The organism is Ruminococcus sp. OA3 (genome assembly GCF_022440845.1).
Taxonomy (GTDB): domain Bacteria; phylum Bacillota; class Clostridia; order Lachnospirales; family Lachnospiraceae; genus Ruminococcus_G.
In genome coordinates this window covers 2,210,419-2,227,444 of sequence record NZ_JAKNTO010000001.1, presented here as the reverse complement: position 1 = coordinate 2,227,444, position 17,026 = coordinate 2,210,419, and the positions used below count along the sequence as shown (strand labels likewise).

General features: G+C 38.4%; 17 protein-coding genes. 1 reads left to right on the top strand and 16 read right to left on the bottom strand.

Features of this window, described 5'->3' with window-relative positions:
• Positions 1 to 10 precede the first annotated feature (10 nt).
• From MCG98_RS10090 to MCG98_RS10020, 15 genes are all read right to left on the bottom strand, one after another.
• Positions 11 to 250, bottom strand: a complete 240-nt coding sequence (locus MCG98_RS10090; protein WP_240301862.1) for an acyl carrier protein — start codon at positions 248 to 250, stop codon at positions 11 to 13.
• 61 nt (positions 251 to 311) lie between these two features.
• Positions 312 to 1,343, bottom strand: coding sequence for an N-acetylneuraminate synthase family protein (locus MCG98_RS10085; RefSeq protein WP_240301861.1), 1,032 nt, complete (start codon positions 1,341 to 1,343; stop codon positions 312 to 314).
• A 39-nt stretch (positions 1,344 to 1,382) separates the two neighbouring features.
• Positions 1,383 to 1,943, bottom strand: coding sequence for an acyltransferase (locus MCG98_RS10080; RefSeq protein WP_240301860.1), 561 nt, complete (start codon positions 1,941 to 1,943; stop codon positions 1,383 to 1,385).
• A 2-nt stretch (positions 1,944 to 1,945) separates the two neighbouring features.
• Complete coding sequence (locus MCG98_RS10075) at positions 1,946 to 3,409, bottom strand: lipopolysaccharide biosynthesis protein (protein ID WP_240301859.1); 1,464 nt, start codon at positions 3,407 to 3,409, stop codon at positions 1,946 to 1,948.
• Positions 3,387 to 4,514, bottom strand: a complete 1,128-nt coding sequence (locus MCG98_RS10070; RefSeq protein WP_240301858.1) for a TDP-N-acetylfucosamine:lipid II N-acetylfucosaminyltransferase — start codon at positions 4,512 to 4,514, stop codon at positions 3,387 to 3,389. The genes MCG98_RS10075 and MCG98_RS10070 overlap by 23 nt, the downstream gene beginning before the upstream one ends.
• Positions 4,514 to 5,851, bottom strand: coding sequence for an O-antigen ligase family protein (locus MCG98_RS10065; RefSeq protein ID WP_240301857.1), 1,338 nt, complete (start codon positions 5,849 to 5,851; stop codon positions 4,514 to 4,516). Before MCG98_RS10065 ends, MCG98_RS10070 begins: the two co-directional genes overlap by 1 nt.
• Positions 5,852 to 5,879: 28 nt before the next feature.
• Positions 5,880 to 6,551, bottom strand: a complete 672-nt coding sequence (locus MCG98_RS10060) for a NeuD/PglB/VioB family sugar acetyltransferase (RefSeq protein ID WP_240301856.1) — start codon at positions 6,549 to 6,551, stop codon at positions 5,880 to 5,882.
• A 1-nt stretch (position 6,552) separates the two neighbouring features.
• Positions 6,553 to 7,299, bottom strand: a complete 747-nt coding sequence (locus MCG98_RS10055) for an SDR family oxidoreductase (protein ID WP_240301855.1) — start codon at positions 7,297 to 7,299, stop codon at positions 6,553 to 6,555.
• Between the two features lie 53 nt (positions 7,300 to 7,352).
• Entirely contained in the window at positions 7,353 to 8,051 is a 699-nt protein-coding gene (locus MCG98_RS10050) for a PIG-L deacetylase family protein (protein WP_240301854.1), read from the bottom strand.
• Between the two features lie 66 nt (positions 8,052 to 8,117).
• The gene (locus MCG98_RS10045; protein WP_240301853.1) at positions 8,118 to 9,017 is read right to left on the bottom strand and encodes a methionyl-tRNA formyltransferase; all 900 of its coding nucleotides are present in this window, start codon (positions 9,015 to 9,017) and stop codon (positions 8,118 to 8,120) included.
• The gene (locus MCG98_RS10040) at positions 9,017 to 9,694 is read right to left on the bottom strand and encodes a sugar transferase (protein WP_240303409.1); all 678 of its coding nucleotides are present in this window, start codon (positions 9,692 to 9,694) and stop codon (positions 9,017 to 9,019) included. Before MCG98_RS10040 ends, MCG98_RS10045 begins: the two co-directional genes overlap by 1 nt.
• Before the next feature lie 74 nt (positions 9,695 to 9,768).
• On the bottom strand, positions 9,769 to 11,058 hold the full coding sequence (locus MCG98_RS10035; RefSeq protein ID WP_240301852.1) for an aminotransferase class V-fold PLP-dependent enzyme: 1,290 nt from the start codon (positions 11,056 to 11,058) through the stop codon (positions 9,769 to 9,771).
• Between the two features lie 223 nt (positions 11,059 to 11,281).
• Positions 11,282 to 11,803 (bottom strand): antiterminator LoaP, encoded by a 522-nt coding sequence (gene loaP, locus MCG98_RS10030; RefSeq protein WP_240301851.1) that lies wholly within the window; start codon positions 11,801 to 11,803, stop codon positions 11,282 to 11,284.
• Between the two features lie 365 nt (positions 11,804 to 12,168).
• Positions 12,169 to 14,049 (bottom strand): nucleoside-diphosphate sugar epimerase/dehydratase, encoded by a 1,881-nt coding sequence (locus tag MCG98_RS10025; protein ID WP_240301850.1) that lies wholly within the window; start codon positions 14,047 to 14,049, stop codon positions 12,169 to 12,171.
• Between the two features lie 236 nt (positions 14,050 to 14,285).
• A complete protein-coding gene (locus MCG98_RS10020) occupies positions 14,286 to 14,510 on the bottom strand; it encodes a hypothetical protein (protein ID WP_240301849.1) in 225 nt (74 codons plus the stop codon).
• 426 nt (positions 14,511 to 14,936) lie between these two features.
• Here MCG98_RS10020 and MCG98_RS10015 point away from each other — a divergent pair, with 426 nt between their 5' ends.
• Complete coding sequence (locus MCG98_RS10015; protein ID WP_240301848.1) at positions 14,937 to 15,254, top strand: helix-turn-helix transcriptional regulator; 318 nt, start codon at positions 14,937 to 14,939, stop codon at positions 15,252 to 15,254.
• A gap of 164 nt (positions 15,255 to 15,418) precedes the next feature.
• Here the strand turns inward: MCG98_RS10015 and MCG98_RS10010 are convergent, their stop codons facing one another.
• The gene (locus tag MCG98_RS10010; protein WP_240301847.1) at positions 15,419 to 16,870 is read right to left on the bottom strand and encodes an RNA-binding domain-containing protein; all 1,452 of its coding nucleotides are present in this window, start codon (positions 16,868 to 16,870) and stop codon (positions 15,419 to 15,421) included.
• Between the last annotated feature and the right edge of the window lie 156 nt (positions 16,871 to 17,026).

Genomic DNA, 17,026 nt, shown 5'->3' with positions numbered 1-17,026 from the left:
TAAATTAAGATTAAATATCAATGCTATAATTATTTGCCAATAATTCTTTTCCCTTCTCAAACGAATCAAAATCAATGATATCATCTGTATCCATCATTATATCAAATGCATCTTCAATACCAGAAATTAAACTCATATGACCTACTGAATCCCAGGCCTCAATATCCTGATAATGTAATTTTTCTGCTGTTGTCGCATCTACTTCAAATAATTCGATAAAAAGATTTGTGTATTTTTCAAGATTGTTCATTTTTTCTCTCCTTTATTAACCAATGTTTTTTGAAAGTAATTATTTTTCGACGCAAAGAATTTTATTCAAAATCCTCTGGCATAAGCAATGTATCTGCTTCAATATCACGAGTTGTTTTCTTTCCTATAAGAATAGCTATTTTATCTGGGCAAATACCAGTGCCAGGTCTCTTAGCATAAAGATCCTCTTCTTTAATTACTGTACCCTTAGGCAGATCTCTAACTGCAATAATGCTACGCCTCATATTAGTACGCTGTTGGATTTCAGTTTCAGAAACAATACGCTCCTTAGTTCCCATTGCAATCTGAATTTCTCTGCACTTATTGACAAGTTCTTTGAAAGGTGTTGGTTCTGTAGCCATTCCATTGTCCATGCCGACTTTACTATGGTCCAATGTCAAATGTTTTTCTATTAATGCCGCACCTAATGCAGTAGCAGCAACCGCTGCAGCATCACCTTCGGTATGATCGGAAAATCCGATTGGAAACTCAGAAAATGCTTCACGCAATCCAATAATGTTATTCAAGTTAACAGTTGTAAGATCTGTTGGATAAATAGATACACAATGCAGAATCGTCATTTGAGTTGCTCCCGAATCTTTTAAATTCTTGACACCTCTCTGAATTTCTTCAATATCGCTCATACCTGTTGACAAAACAATCGGAACATTTTTACCCCCAATATAGCGTAAAAATTTAGGATTATTTAATTCCATAGAGGCGATTTTTATATAAGGAACATCACATTCATCAACAAGAAAATCAACTTCCTCCTCGGAATATGGTGTGGAAGAAAACTGAATCCCCTTAACTTTACAGTAATTGGCAAGCTCCTTCAATTGTTCAGGTCTTAATGAAAACTTTGTTACAAACCTCTTTGAAATAGGATTTAAATCATAGTATGTTTTAGAATATAAGCTTTCCACAGACCAAGACTGGAATTTAACACAATCGGCACCTATTTCAACAGCTGAATCAATCATTGCTTTAGCAACATCCATTTTTCCATTGTGACTACTATTCACCTCAGCAACAATATAAGGTCTCCCAAAGTCTGACACAACAGTACCATCCCTGAATATACAATTACTCATTTTTCATCTCCTTAACTAAATCTTATATGTATTTTTGTACTAAATATTAGCATTTCTGTAATTATTCTCAAAAATCTTCCAAGCTTTTTCTATTTCCTCCTTTGATATATTTTGATTTACTTTTACATACGTGTACTTATTACCTCGGCGTCGATTATATAACTCGTCAAATTTTCCACATTTCTTAGCTGGCATTCCCGCATATATACCGCCTGAAGGTAAATCTTTATTAACTACTGAATTAGCCCCAATAATTACATTGTTTCCTATTTTTACATTTGGTAGAATTGTTGCTCCATTTCCAATAAAAACATTATCTCCTATTTCTATACAGCCAATATATTCCATAAATTGTTCATTATTTATATTACTAAAAATGTAATGAATAGCATCATGTGTAATAAAACGGACATTAGAGCCAATCATAATATTATTTCCAAATTTTATCAATTTGGAATATAATGGAACAACTCTTGGTTGATAATAAAAGTGCTCTCCAACTGAAAGAAAAAGATTTTTATTTTTCAAGTATTCCCCTCTTGCAGTTGCCCCACCTCTTAAAAACAATCCTATTGTTAGTTTAATTCTAGTCCAATTCATTTTCATCTCCTCAATACGTTATTAAGCGTTTCTTTCACATATCTATAACATTCTAATTTTAGAACTTTAGCTATGGATACATATATCAATAATCCCAAAGGAATCTGAATAGAAAGCTTAATATAATCGGAAATATCCAATAAGTTAATTAGATATACACATAGTCCCATAAAAATACTAAGTAATGCACTAGGGATAATATCTCGAATCTGATCTAAAATACTATAGTCCAATAGTTTTCTATTTGGAATTGCATTTAAAAGCGATGCAATTACCGTATTAATGCAACGGCCAACCATCATCACCGTTAATCCGTATCTAATTGTTAGGATTAATGTAAGAATTCCTAATGTTTTTTTAATTATTTCCAACTTCAGATATACATCACTTCTTCCAATTGCACTGATTGCCTGCAAGTTAGAGGTATGAATTGGCCAAAATGCATAAATGAAACAGCAGAACTGAAGGAACGTAACTGATGGTAGCCACTTTTCCGTAAGCAATACTACAGTCAATGGCTTCGCAACTGCCGCCATTCCAGCCATACATGGAAAAATCACAAATGTACTTACACTTATTGATCGTCTCATCATCAATCGCACTTTTTCAAGATCACTTTGACTTCTTGAATATGCCGCAAACATGACAGACTGAATAGAAGAATTGATATTTGTAATTACCAATTGTGGAGTGTTCTTTCCTCTATTGTAGTATCCAAGTTCTTCTGCAGAATAAGCCTTTCCAATAGTCAGCGAATAAATATTATTATAAATCGTATCAATTAAGCTAGAACACAGTAACTTCCATCCGAAAGAAAAAAGAACCTTCAATCGCTCAATAGATATTGCTTTGCTCGGCCTCCATTTAATGGTAAACCAAAGTACTAAAGTATCAATTGTCTGATTGGTTAGCTGCTGAATAACCAAAGCCCACAAACCTGCTCCTGCCAAAGCTGAAGCAATTCCTGTAAAACCAGAAATAATAGTACCTATGAGTGTTGCAAAGAAGAATTTTTTAAAAATCATCTTTCTTGAAACGTAAGCCTGTTGGACACTATTTATTCCGGCTAAAAACAAACTTAATGATAATACTCGAACAACTGGAGTCAACTGTCCATCGGCTGCATAGTAACTATCAATCCAAGGTGCAACAAAAACCAGAAGAACACATAAAAAAGTACTGAATGCCAAATTGAAAAAGAAAACTGATGAAAAGTCTACTTGATCTGCATTCTTTTTTTGTATTAATGCGTTACCAAAACCACTTTGCACAAAAACTGTTATCACTGAAATAAAGACTGTAACTAATCCAACAAGGCCGTAATCAGAAGGACTTAAAATACGTGCAATGACAATAGTTACAATAAACTGAATACCTTGTGCACATACTCGTTCACCCAAACGCCAAATCAAACCACTCAAAACATTCCTTTTACTAATACTGTTACTCATATCTTTTTCTTCCACTCATTCCTTCGAAAATATTTCCCCATCTTTTTGTGTTTATTTCGACACTAGTATTCTCATATATAATTTGATAATTACATTCACGATCATTAACTGTTTGAAAAATAAATTCATCAAAGGAACTATCGCTAATACTATAGATATCATTTACGACATTGTTTCGGTCAACATAAGTGCTCCACATTGTCGTATCTTTACGTAAGAAAACCTTTGCGCCAGAAGCCATAAGAATTGCAATATTTCCCATTGCCTGCTGCCTGTTACAATTAAAAATACCAATATCCATTGTAGACAGTAGCTTTGAATAATCAGTGCCATCCATTTTGTTGTAAATGGGAACTATTTTTTCCTCACCAAAAAGATCAACAGCATATTCAACAACTTTTTTTCTATACTCCAAATAGTTTGTAATCAAACCATAACTTAAGGGAATATATATCTTAATATCTTCTCCCTTATATTTTTTTAATAAATCTAACGCTTCAAAATGCTGATTTGTCTCAGTTGCACTATTCCCAATAACGATATTCACGGGAAATTTTATTCCTTTATTTCTCTCATTTTTCTTTTCACATAATGCATCCAAAACTCCGACTCTAGTCAACGGAGTAGGATATTTAGTAAGAAATTTATGCCCTTTGAACCCATACCACTCTTTAAAAAGATCATAATCTTTTATAGTCAAAGTAGTAACGTAACCAATATTTTTTCCAATACAGATTTTTAAACGTTCTCTGACTTTTTCTTTCAACGACTTTTTTTCGGAGAGATGAGTATATATATCTCCCCCCCATACGACCCAATTACATTTTTTCAGCAACAATGGATTCAGTACAAGAAATGCTGTATACCAAATGTTAAACAATCCATGAATTATAATCCCATCACACGTATACACCTGACGCAAAAACTCGAAGGAGAGTGGACTATGCACCGGAATAAAAGAATCTGTTTGGGCTTTCTCATCATAAAAATTTTTTTTAAATTCTTCCGAACCGATTTTTACATAACTAAATATCACATGTTCATTAGAATTAAAATTGTTATTCAAAAAAGTGTAATAATCACGTGAATATATACTAGGTGCTAATAGATGTACTATCATTAGTAATCCCTCCTATATACCATATCGTCGACACTAATAATTGCCTGTTCTTTTTTAAGTTCTCTATACCTGCAAAAAGTAATTGCCAACAATCCCCAAAAAAACTTATCCCCCCAGAAAGTGCCGGAAAGAAACAATCTCCCACTCATTGATAAAAAAATTAACATTATTAAGAAATTTAATTTGCTGGATGAATTAAAAAGTCTCTTAATGGTAGTAATAAACAATACTATCAGCATAATTGCTCCTGGATATTTACCAAATGTAGCTTGGAACTCCAGAAAAATATTATGAACGTATCCCCAATAATAAACTTCTCCTGCATAGGGTCTGTCACCGTAAAATCCATGTCCCCAGAAAGATCCTTCATTAATTGCAGTTGATACTGCCTCAATTAAAAGACTCCTTCCAGAATCAGAAAACAGCTCTCCAGCTGCAAACATCTTAATTATACGTGAAGTAGAATTCGAATTAATAGCATATGTTGTCAATAATTTCATTAATGGGTCAAATCCGAATATCAAAATACAGGAGATTAAAACAAGTAAAATAATATATTGCAATTTTCTTTTTGAATTAGACATCCAAATTTTTCTAGCAAAATAGAAGGTTAGATAGATAACTATAACTAACATGGGGCCTCTAGATCCCCCTAGCAAAGTCATGACTAGTGTAATTACAACAGGTAAAAGATATACCTTACGCTTTTCCAATAAAAAACAGGTCAGGAAAATAATAAACACAAATACCGCCATATAGCCAAAGTCCAAACTGTAGTCTATCTGACCCAATTCACCGGTACTAGTCATGCCAACCCAATAGCCTAAACGTCGTGCATTGAAAAACTGATAGCTAACCAAGATAAAGTCGAAAATGCCAATCCATTTTAAGGAGTAATATAATCTCTCTTTGTTTATCAGAAGAGAGATCAAAAGATACGCATAAATTCCCCCTTGGTCAAGCCTGAATACCGTATCCCAAGCTCCATAGATTTCTCGATCAACCCAATACTGCAAATTTGAATTAGCTAATACTGAAAAATATACAAAAAAACATACTGCCACAAATAGTGCCAGAAACGACACGTTGAATCTGGTTTTTGATACGACATATTTTATAATCACCAATAAGACTGGAACAAAGACTAACACTGCAACAATAAAATTTTGTAAAGAATCTGTTGCAAGTGCTCCTAACAACTTTGATATGAGTAAACGAAAAAAGGATGACGAAAAAAAGACAATTATAGAAAAGCTTAATAAAGTCTGTGAATTCACTTTTATTGATGTTTTTATTTTACTAAACGAGTTTCTTTTTTGGTTTACTCTTATTTCCATTATAATATCACTCTCATTCCTTAATCACTTATTTCTTTGTAGAACTAAATACCGATGATTTGCCATTATTTTTTGCAATTACTCTTGCAGGGTTTCCCATCACAGTAACATCACTTTCCACATTTTTTAACACAACAGCGCCTGCAGAAATGACTGCATTATCGCCAATAATTAACTGTTCTCTTATTGGGCAATTTAACCCAACATATACACATTCTCCAAGTTGTGTTCCGCCTCCGATAACAGAATGCGTTGCAACCTGACAATGTTTACCTATTTTTACATTGTGACCAACAGCAACATATGCCTGTAATGTTGTATTATCTTGAACCATTGCTTCAGGGCTAATTAAAACTCCTCTTTTGACAATTAATCCTTTTCCAAGATTAGCATAAGAACTAATCTGACTTTCCGGACAAATTACATTTCCAAAGTTGAACCCCTTTTTCTGTATCATTTCAAAAATTTTCTTTTTCGTCGATGGCTCGCCTAATGCAATAACAAATTCAACATCTGTTTTAGAATACTCTTTTTCAACAGTATTAAAATGCAACCTTCTGATACCCATAAGCTGTCCTTCTGGACAATAATCATCGATAAAAATTATTTCGTTCCATTTTCCATTTATTTTATTGTCAAGTTCAGCAATTTCTTTTACTTCTTTTCCTTGACCACCAGCACCAAAAATACATAAAATCATATTACATTCTTCCTCCATCAACACTAATAATCTGGCCCGAAATATAGGATGACTTATCCGAAATCAAAAATGATACCACATTCGCAATCTCTTCTGGTCTAGCTGGTCTCTTAATATTGTTTATTTGAACATATCTCTGAACAGATTCTTCTGACCTTCTCAAAGTGCCCATTTTTGTCTCAGTTAATCCTGGAGCAATACCATTTACTCGGATATTGTATGCAGCCAATTCCTTTGCTGTTGCACGTGTTCCCCATGCAAGAGCAGCTTTACTGGAACCATACGCGTATGTACCTGAACGCACTTCCATTGCAGCACGAGAAATAATATTGACAATATATCCTTTTCTGTTTTTAATCATTACTCTTGAAACCAATTGTATGATATACGATGGAATCACGAAGTTAACTCGGAGCGTCTTTTCAAGATCTACCATTGAAGTCAAACTCAATGTTTTGTCGTACGGCATACCAGCATTGTTAACCAATACGCTGATATTTTTATCACTCTTAATAATTGCCTTAATTGCATCACTGATTAAATCCATATTCAGAAATTCAACTTCAACAATTTCAATTTCCACTTCATTTTTCTTTGCAACCTGATCAAATGTTTTTTCGATTTCCTCATTTTTATGATGCACTAAGGCCCAAACATTATACTTTTCACTTGCGAGTTGTTCTACGATTGCACATCCAATACCACCAGATGCACCTGTAACAACTGCGCTTTCTCTATTATCATTCATACAACTATCCTCCTTTAATAATAAGCACTCAGATAATACTGAATAATTAGATCTCAATTTATTTCTCTCACCAAGGAAAACGCCTCAGCTGCGTGCAGACGCATAGTCGCACCTCTATACAAAGCCAATGCTTTAACTGCTTCCAATGATCGAGAATTTGGAAAACTCTCCATCTGCATATTAAAATACGACAAAGCATGTAGCTTATGATCCAAAAAATACGAGATATCTTCATATGTATTCGGTATAAACTCATTTGTGGTATTTGGTATATCCCATCCTGTCTCCGAAAGAGTCTCATACATCAAAATCTTTTTAACAACATGATCATGTTTAGGTCTCAATGCAACCATTGCTGCATCAACGACTAGTTTGTGGTCTAGTTGCATATCGCCACGATGTGGTAGAAACACAATATCAGGATTAATTCTTTGAATCAAAGTATCAAACGCCGAATTAAACTGATATCGCGGTACGGTTTCTATCATCGATGCAGGGAAATCCATAAAAATTGTTTCTTTAACACCTAACATCGCATCTGCATCCTTACAATACTGTCTTGTTATCTCAGTACGTTCTTCAGAAAAAATAGGTTTCATCCCTTTTGTGACAATCGCGACAAATACCTCTGCACCTTGCTTTGCATATTTTGCGATTGTCCCCCCACATCCTAATACTTCATCATCTGGGTGGGGTGCAATTACTAATACTTTCATTTTTAAATAATGAGAACCATTAAAAAAATTTCTCATTTCCCCCTCTTATTATCTTCTTTATTAAATTCCATAGACAACTAAATGCAATAAAAAGCAAAAACTTTACCAGAATTTATGTCCTACTAATAGTTTGACGTCATCTGTGTTTTCCCAGTCCGTAATTCTCAATAAACCATCATTACACACAACATCTATATGCTTTGAATCTATCTGTGCGATCTGTCCTGGAAAGCCAATGTATTGTTCGTTTTTGTGCATCTCAGCTCTCCAAATAATCACTTTATGCCTGCCATCATAGTTTGAAAAAGCTCCGGGATAAGGTTTCGATATTGCACGAATCAAAAGATGAATTTTCTGAATGCTTTCAGACCAATTAATTCTCCCATCTTCAGGACTTCTTTTTAAGCAATATGTGGCCTTTGATTCATCCTGCTTCATTGCAACTAGCGAACCATCCATAATCTGATTTAATACTCTCTCTGCCAATACTTTTTCAGCATCTTTTATCTTTTTCCCAATATCACATTGATAGTCGGTTTCTTCAAAGGTATACTCTTCTTGTCCAAGAATATCACCTGAATCGATACCTTTATCAATGAAAAACATTGATACTTTTGATTTTTTTTCACCAAGAATCATTTGCCAAACATTAGCGGATCTTCCACGGTACTTAGGTAAAGGTGCCGGATGAAAACCAATAACACCAATTTTTGCAGAAGTAATAATATCTTTCTTTACTAACTGAGACAGGCCAATTACAAATATATAATCAGGTTCAATACTTTTAATCAAACGAACGTTTTGCTCATCATTTATATTTCTAAATTTTCTGTAATCAATGCCGTACTTTTGTGCCGTTTCGTGTATTGGATAATATCCAGATACATTCTCCAAGCCAGTATCATCTAACGAAAAAACACAATTTAACGGAAATCCAATTTTGACCATTGTCTCAAGCATTACATTGCTTGATCCAACTGCACCAATTAAAACTGACTTCATTATTTCTCATCCCCCATAAATTCACTATTCGTTGCGGATGTACCTCCTGTTTCATTGATTCCTTCCCTCTTTAGAACAATTTTTATTGTCCAAAGAATAATCTTAACATCTAATAAAAACGAAACATTATCAACATATTTTGTATCAAGTTCAAACTTCTTATTCCAACCAGCACTATTTCTAACACGTGACATCGCTAGCCCAGTCAAACCCGGCCGAACTTCATTTCTTCTGCGTTGCTCATCTGAATACCGGTCCAAATATCTAACCAAGAGAGGTCTTGGTCCTACAATCGCCATATCTCCTTTAACTATATTGAACAACTCAGGTAACTCATCTAATGATGTAGATCTTAAAAATTTACCAAATGCCGTCAAACGATAAATATCCTTTAACAAATTTCCATTTTCATCCCTTTTATCATTCATTGTTCTAAACTTATAAATCTTAAATATTCTATTGTCTAAACCGGGACGATCTTGCGTAAATAACACAGGTTTTCCTAATCTGGTTCTTACTGCAACTCCAGTTAACAAAATGATTGGTGATAAAGCAATCAAAGCACTTAGCGAAAGTATAAAATCTAAAGGTCTCTTAAAATACTTTTCATAAAAACCTTTTTTATGTGGAAATATTTCACTTCTTTTTCTGTAGAGACTATCATCATTTTTTATCATGGCTAAAACTACAAGAATAATGATTATGACTACGCATCCTAATCCAAAATACACCATACCCATCACGACTCCTATTATTTGAAGCAAGCATTTACCACTTCAATAATCCTATCCTGTTGTTTTTCTGTCATCTTGTTATCAGACGGCAAACACAACCCTCTGTGGAATATATCCATTCCCACATCCAAAGGTCTACCATCCACTCCCCCTAAACTAACATTTATGTAGGCATTGGTCTTAGCCCAACCATTGCCCTCTCTAGTGACAAACTCATTCATTCGATAAATCGGCTGCATATGCATTGGCTTCCAAATAGGTCTGCCCTCAGCATTGATACCACTGAGTGCTTCCAAAATCTCTGTCGGACAGCTCTTTCCATGCTCAGGATTATACAGTGCTTCGCACTCACCTCTGACCTGCTTACACATGGCATCTTCTTCAATGATCAAGCAGCTCAGCCAGAAGTTCGGCTCAGACTTCTCCGCATCATAAGGATTCATCTTCACCGGAATTCCTTTGAATCCTTCTTTATATCTCTCATATATAGTTTTTTTCTGTCCGATATGTTCCTCTAGATGCGGCATCTGTCCTCTTACCACCCCGGCAATCAAATTACTCATGCGATAGTTATAACCAAGCTCCTCGTGCTGATACCACGGAGCATTCTCCCGAGACTGTGTAGACCATTTTCTGACCTTATTCGCTGCCTCTTCATCATCAGTCAACAGCATACCGCCGGATGAACCAGAAATTATTTTATTCCCATTAAATGATATTGCATTATATGTTCCAAAACTACCTGTCTGTGTATCTACACCATGTGTACAAATACCTTGATATGTAGCACCAAAAGATTCCGCAGCATCTTCTACAATCACTGCACCATGTTTATCACAAATAGCCTTAATCTCGTCTATTTTTCCGGGAGTACCATAAAGATGTGCAACCACTACAACCCTTACATCAGGATAAATTTCAAACGCTTTCTCAATTGCCATTGGATCCATATTCCAGGTATCATATTCTGTATCAATAAATATCGGCACACCGCCTTCATAAACAACAGGATTGACCGTTGCATCAAAAGTCATATCGGAACAGAAAACCTTATCTCCCCGTTTCACACCCGCTAATTTCACTGCCATATGTAATGCTGCAGTTCCACAGGATAGTGCAACAGCGTATTTACAACCAACCTTTTCGCAAGCCATCTTCTCTACTTCACTGATGTTTTTTCCAACAGTACTCATCCAGTTAGTCTTGTAAGCCTCCATCACATAATCCATTGAATCCGGATACATGGTGGGTGAACTTAACCATACTTTCTTTTCAAATGGTTTATATTTTCCATCATTCCGATACATTTCTTTTTCTCCCTTTGATTGTCTCACTTGATTTTCTGATTATCTAAATTCTAGTCTTATTGTATCTAAATTGTAATGCCGTTAATAAAGCAATGCCACCTACCTGGACATCTAGTTTATCTTATATGCTTCCGTCACATATCCAAGCTCCGGTCCATGCATCGCCGGAGAACTGAGCCAAACCTTTGATTCAAATGGCTTAAACTTTTTATTGTCCTGATAATTATTCATTTACCTGCTGCTTCTTCTCCACAATCTCCAACCCAACCTGAGTCTCCACCAGCCGTCCCATCATCTCAATCCCCAGATATGCAACTCGCTTATGCCGGTCAATCTTTTTAATACAGCCTTCCAGTCCCTGCAGCGGTCCCCTGGTAACCACCACGTTCCCGCCTTCCATCACGCCTTCTGACACCTGAAGCACCTGCTCATCACAACCCAGTTGTCTCAGAAACTCAACTTCTTCCTGACTCAGAGGGATCACTTCATTCCCGGCACCGAGTATCTTCGTCAGGCCGATTACATTTTTCAGTTCAAAATAAAGCTCCTCAACCTCATCACTCACCATAAACACGTATCCCGGGAATAAAATTTTCTTTTCTTTATTCCACTTTCCCTGATACCGTTTCAATTGTTCGTAATAAGGAATAAAACATTTCTCAAGCACCGGAGATGAAATCGTACTCTGGCACTGCTGCCTGATATTTTCTTCCGTACCGCCCTTGACCTGAATCACATACCACACAGTTGCCACCTCCTGTTAGTAAAATAATGATCTATTGCAAAAATTTTGCACTAAAAAAAGAGCCTGACCACTCAGACTCTTTTCAACATTCCCAAATTAATATTCTATCATACACCGGATTTTATGCTTTCTTAAAAAATTTCCCGGCATAACCACAAAAGGGTATGCTTCGCCATTTCACCCATATTTCGACCGAATATGACATCTCATATCCAACGAAACTGCGTAAACAGCAACACAATATGACCTCCTGCATTTTTAAACGCGGCAATGCGACGATTTAAGCCTGCAATCGTTTTACTTCATTGATTCTAACACTTAACTTCTAATTTGTCTATTTTGTATTGATGATAATATTTGCTAAATTATGTTTCCCGATGATAAGTGGGCACAATCTCCGCCACGATCTCTTTTATATTATCGGCTTCGCGATAACTCGCTTCATCCAGCTGGCGCAGCTTTGTTTTGAACCACTCATCGTCCATATCGATTGGCTGACCGATATGGATCAGTTTGTTTTCTGTCTCCTGAAGACCTTCCTCATCCATCAGAAGTTCCTCATAGAGCTTCTCACCCGGACGGAGGCCGGTATATTCAATTTTGATATCCACATCGGGAACGTATCCCGAAAGACGGATCAGATTCTTCGCCATATCATCGATTTTTACAGGATCTCCCATATCCAGAACAAAGATTTCTCCACCCTTTGCATAGTAGGATGCCTGCAGCACCAGGGACACAGCTTCAGGTATTGTCATAAAATACCGGATGATTCGCGGATCGGTAACAGTCACCGGACCACCGTCGGCGATCTGCTTTTTGAACAGCGGAATCACACTTCCGTTGCTGCCCAGAACGTTGCCGAAGCGGACCGCCACAAAGTCTGTCTGTTCCGTCTTTCGGTTCATCATCTGTACGACCATCTCGCACAGACGCTTGGAAGCCCCCATGATATTCGTAGGGTTCACAGCTTTGTCTGTGGAAATCAATACGAAATTCTTAACACCGTATCGGGCGGCAGCTATCGCCGTCTTATATGTACCCAGTACATTGTTTTTGATCGCCTCGTTCGGACTGTCTTCCATCAGCGGCACGTGTTTGTGGGCCGCGGCGTGAAAGACAACATCCGGCCGGTATTTTTCCATCACACTGTTGATTCGGTTGGAATTTCTAACAGAACCGATCAGTGTTACCAGATGCAGCTGCGGATAGGTGCGGAGCAGTTCCTGCTGAATGTCGTAGGCGTTGTTCTCATAGATTTCGAAGATGATCAGCTGCTTCGGATCTGCGGATGCGATCTGCCGGCATAATTCACTGCCGATGGAACCTCCGCCTCCCGTGACAAGAACAGTCTTGCCTCCGATGACATTCAGGATCTCATCATTGTTGACCTTCAGCTGTTCCCTTCCAAGCAGGTCTGTGATCTCCACACTTCTCAGCTTGCTGACGCTCACTTCCTCATTCACCAGCTGGTAGATGCCCGGCACCGTCTGCAGCTTACAGTTACATTCCTTACAGATATTCAGGACTTCCTTTCGGTCCTGAACGCTGGCCGTCGGTATTGCGAAGATAATCCGGTCGATCTCGTGTTTTTTCACCAGATACGGAATATCATGGCGGTCACCCTCGATCAGGATGCCGTCCAGGATCTTTCCTCTCTTATAAGGGTTATCATCCACTACACAGCATACTTTAGAGTGCAGCTGACTGCTGCTCTGCAGTTCACGGATCAGAATCTGACCCGCAGCACCGGCGCCGATGATCATGATATGCTCCATTCGAATCCCTTCGACCCGCTGTCTGTGTCTGCTGGTATAGCTTCTCAGAAAGCGGTATGAAAACCGAATGGCGGTTGTCAGTCCATAGCTCAGCACACAGCCGATAAAATAATAAGACCGTGGCATGTGCAGGTTCATAATCAGAGAGCCAATGACATATAACGGCACCAGAACCAGATATGCCATCGTCATCCGAATTAATTCCGAGACACCTGCAAAGCTCCAGACGCTGTGATACAGCCGGAATGCATAGTAGATGACAACGGTAATGATAATCCAGTATGGAAGCGACCACACATAACCCTGGATATATTGTTCTGGTATGTGAGAATACGAAAAATCAAAACGCAGCAGCAGGGCCATGAAATATGAGCCCGCAATCAGGATGACATCCAGCAGCGCCAGTATCATTGCCCTGGCCCACCATTGTGCCGCGATATCTCTTTTTCTGGATTTATGTTTTTCCATGTTTCGTTCCTTATCCTAATATGTATTTTACTATGAAAGCCCCTGATAAGCGTCCATAAATGAACCATGCTTGCCAGCAAATTCATGGATTTTAAAGGGCAAGACGGTATGAGCAGGCAGCGCGAGAGCGTGCATAGCGAATATCGGCGGCGATTGCGGAAATTCGAAGGATGGAGCAATCGACTTTCATTTACAGTGGTAACACCGTCGGGCGTCATATCCATTTCGTTATGTATTTAAGATATACGAATCTTTCTTCCTGTCTTCCAGTTGCGCACAGCATACAGCAGAATACCGACCAATGCAGCCGAAAGCGCCGCTGCGGTTGCCATCACAGGATTGACACTGTCCGTCGTCCTCGCCAGTCCACTCACATGTTCAGCCATGAGAAGTACCGCTGTACATGCGGCCACACTCAAAAATATCACGGATATCAATGCCCGCTTTACATGTTTTTTCATCTCTTTTTCCTCCCCGCACCTTTTGGAACATATCTCCATATTATAAGAAGTTTCTCTATTGCCTTAAGCGTATAAAAAGACCAGCATTTGTTTCTTCACACGCCAGTCATTCTCCTTATCAGTTTACGATATGCAGTTTATATAATGTTAATTTGATTTTCTTCACTTTTTGCCCCTCTTAGTTCCTTATATATGATACCATATTATCAGGTTATGTCAACACGATACATCTTAAAAAGATGATTTTACGACTTTTTCGCACTATTATGACATAGTTTTCCAGTATAAGATCATTGATGAAATATCACAATTAATATAAGAACATTTTTGTTTATTTTCAGAACTTTTATTTCATCTTCTGACCCCTGTCAGTTCATTTCGACTTTTTCCGATACTTTGTATCATGTAGAATGGAGGTGTTATATAATGATAGACTTGGTTGAACTTGGAAATCGTATAAAGAAACAACGTGAATTGCTTGGTTACACGCGGGAGCATCTTGCCGAATTAGTAAATGTTACACCTCGGTTCTGTTATGACCTCGAACTCGGACTAAAAGGAATGTCACTGGAAACTTTATGCAACTTGAGCAGCGCTTTAAATATTTCGACCGATTATCTGCTCTTCGGTCCAAAAAAGGACGAAAACCTTACTTCGATCAACGCGTTGATTGCAACGTGTCCGCCTGAAAAACGGCCTCTGCTGGACGGCATCGTCAGCAACTTTATTCAGGCAGTGCGATAAACTACAAGTTTGCACGTGTATATTTATACCACATTTTCGACACAAATGCAACATCCACCAGGCAGCATTCACTACCTTAAATGCTGTCCTTTTGTTGTGAATGTATTTTTTCTTTCAAAAAAATACATATATTGCAGCATATCTGACATACCATGCCGTCTGTATCAGGATTTCAGACGGCATGTTGTTTTTCCGTGGATCTTTTCTGTCACCAGAATCTGTTCTTCGCACAGTTCCTGGATCAGCTGTAGGGCACCATCAGCCCTTATCATAAGCAGCTCTGCGATATCATCGGCTGTGGCCGTGATATTACGTGTAACGTAGTCGATGATCGCATCTTTTCTCATTTTGCGCAGTGTCATTTTACGTCTCCGGTCCCACTTCGGCGGATCCGGCTTCATATTCAGATTATTTTCATCAAACGTAAGTATCAGCGTGATACGCTCCGGATGGAAACTTTCACGGATTACGGGCTGCGGCCATTCCTTCTTTTGCCAAGTGTTGAAGATCCTGACCAGACCACCTCCGAGCCCTTCACACAATCCGATCAGCTTGAACAGACGGTTCATGATTGTATTTCTCGGATCTGAGACTCCTGCGCCTTTTGCTTTCTCCACATCCATTCGAAAACTCCCAGGATTGGAAAATACCAATGCCGTCGGCCTCTTCATCACGACAATACCGCCCTGACCATTGTAATCCGCATTGACAATGCAGTTGGCAAGCGCTTCTTTGAGCGCCATCGCCACCTCTGCCTCCTCCGGTGTATGCCGGAACTGGTACGTGAATAATTCCGACAGCCTGTAACAGACTTTAAAATAAAAATCATAAATGTTGCCGCTCCAGCCCCCTTCATCTGATGTAAAGCGGTAGGAAACCTCGTGTTCATAATCCAGCTCTCTGTATTCCAGATGATAATCCGGAAAGGCACTGCGGATCGCCTGTTCATTCCCAAACATTAACAGGCCTGCCTCCGTAGGGTGCAGCTCTCCGTCCTCACCCGGTTTCAGAACGCCTGCCCTTGTCAGAAATTCATCGTCTTCCAGACCTTCCCATAAGTGATTTGGCCGGCTGCACATCATCACAAACCGAAAGTGGTCGACTGCATCACGTTCCATGATACTCGACGGAAGGCTGCTGATGACCCGGCTGTCCGTATCTGTTTTTCCGGCATCGCGCAGCATCCGCTCAATCTCTTCCCGCGTACAGTGGTAATCCCCTTCGCCGTCTCTGCGGTAAGTTCCTGTATTCATATCACCGTCTACAAATACCGGACGGTCCCGGCGGTCTGCTCTGGGCACATCGATGGAAATGATTCGTTTGCCGTTTAACTTATGTATTTCTATGTCTCTTCTGGACAACACGTTGACACTCGCTTTGTTCACATCGTTCACAAGCTTCCAGAACTCATGGATCAGTCCGTCAGGGTCCGGAAGGTCGATCGCCTTCAGACTTTTGTCCGGCATCTCTTCCACACCGAGCAATATCATACCACCGATCGTATTTGCAAATGCAGAATACGTCTCCCAGATACTTTTCGGTAGTCCACCCAGGGCTCGCTTGGCTTCTATCCTGTTATTTTCCTGGTAATTTTCAAGATTTTTCAGGTCTATCATAGCATCTCTTCTCCACCTACCATTGCCGACGCATGGTTTATATACGCCTATCATATCACCAGTTGGAAATTTATGCCATGTTTTCCTTTTATTAAAATTTTCTTCCAGAATATACCATGTCATTTTTTCGATTTTTTCCTTACAATGATAATAAAA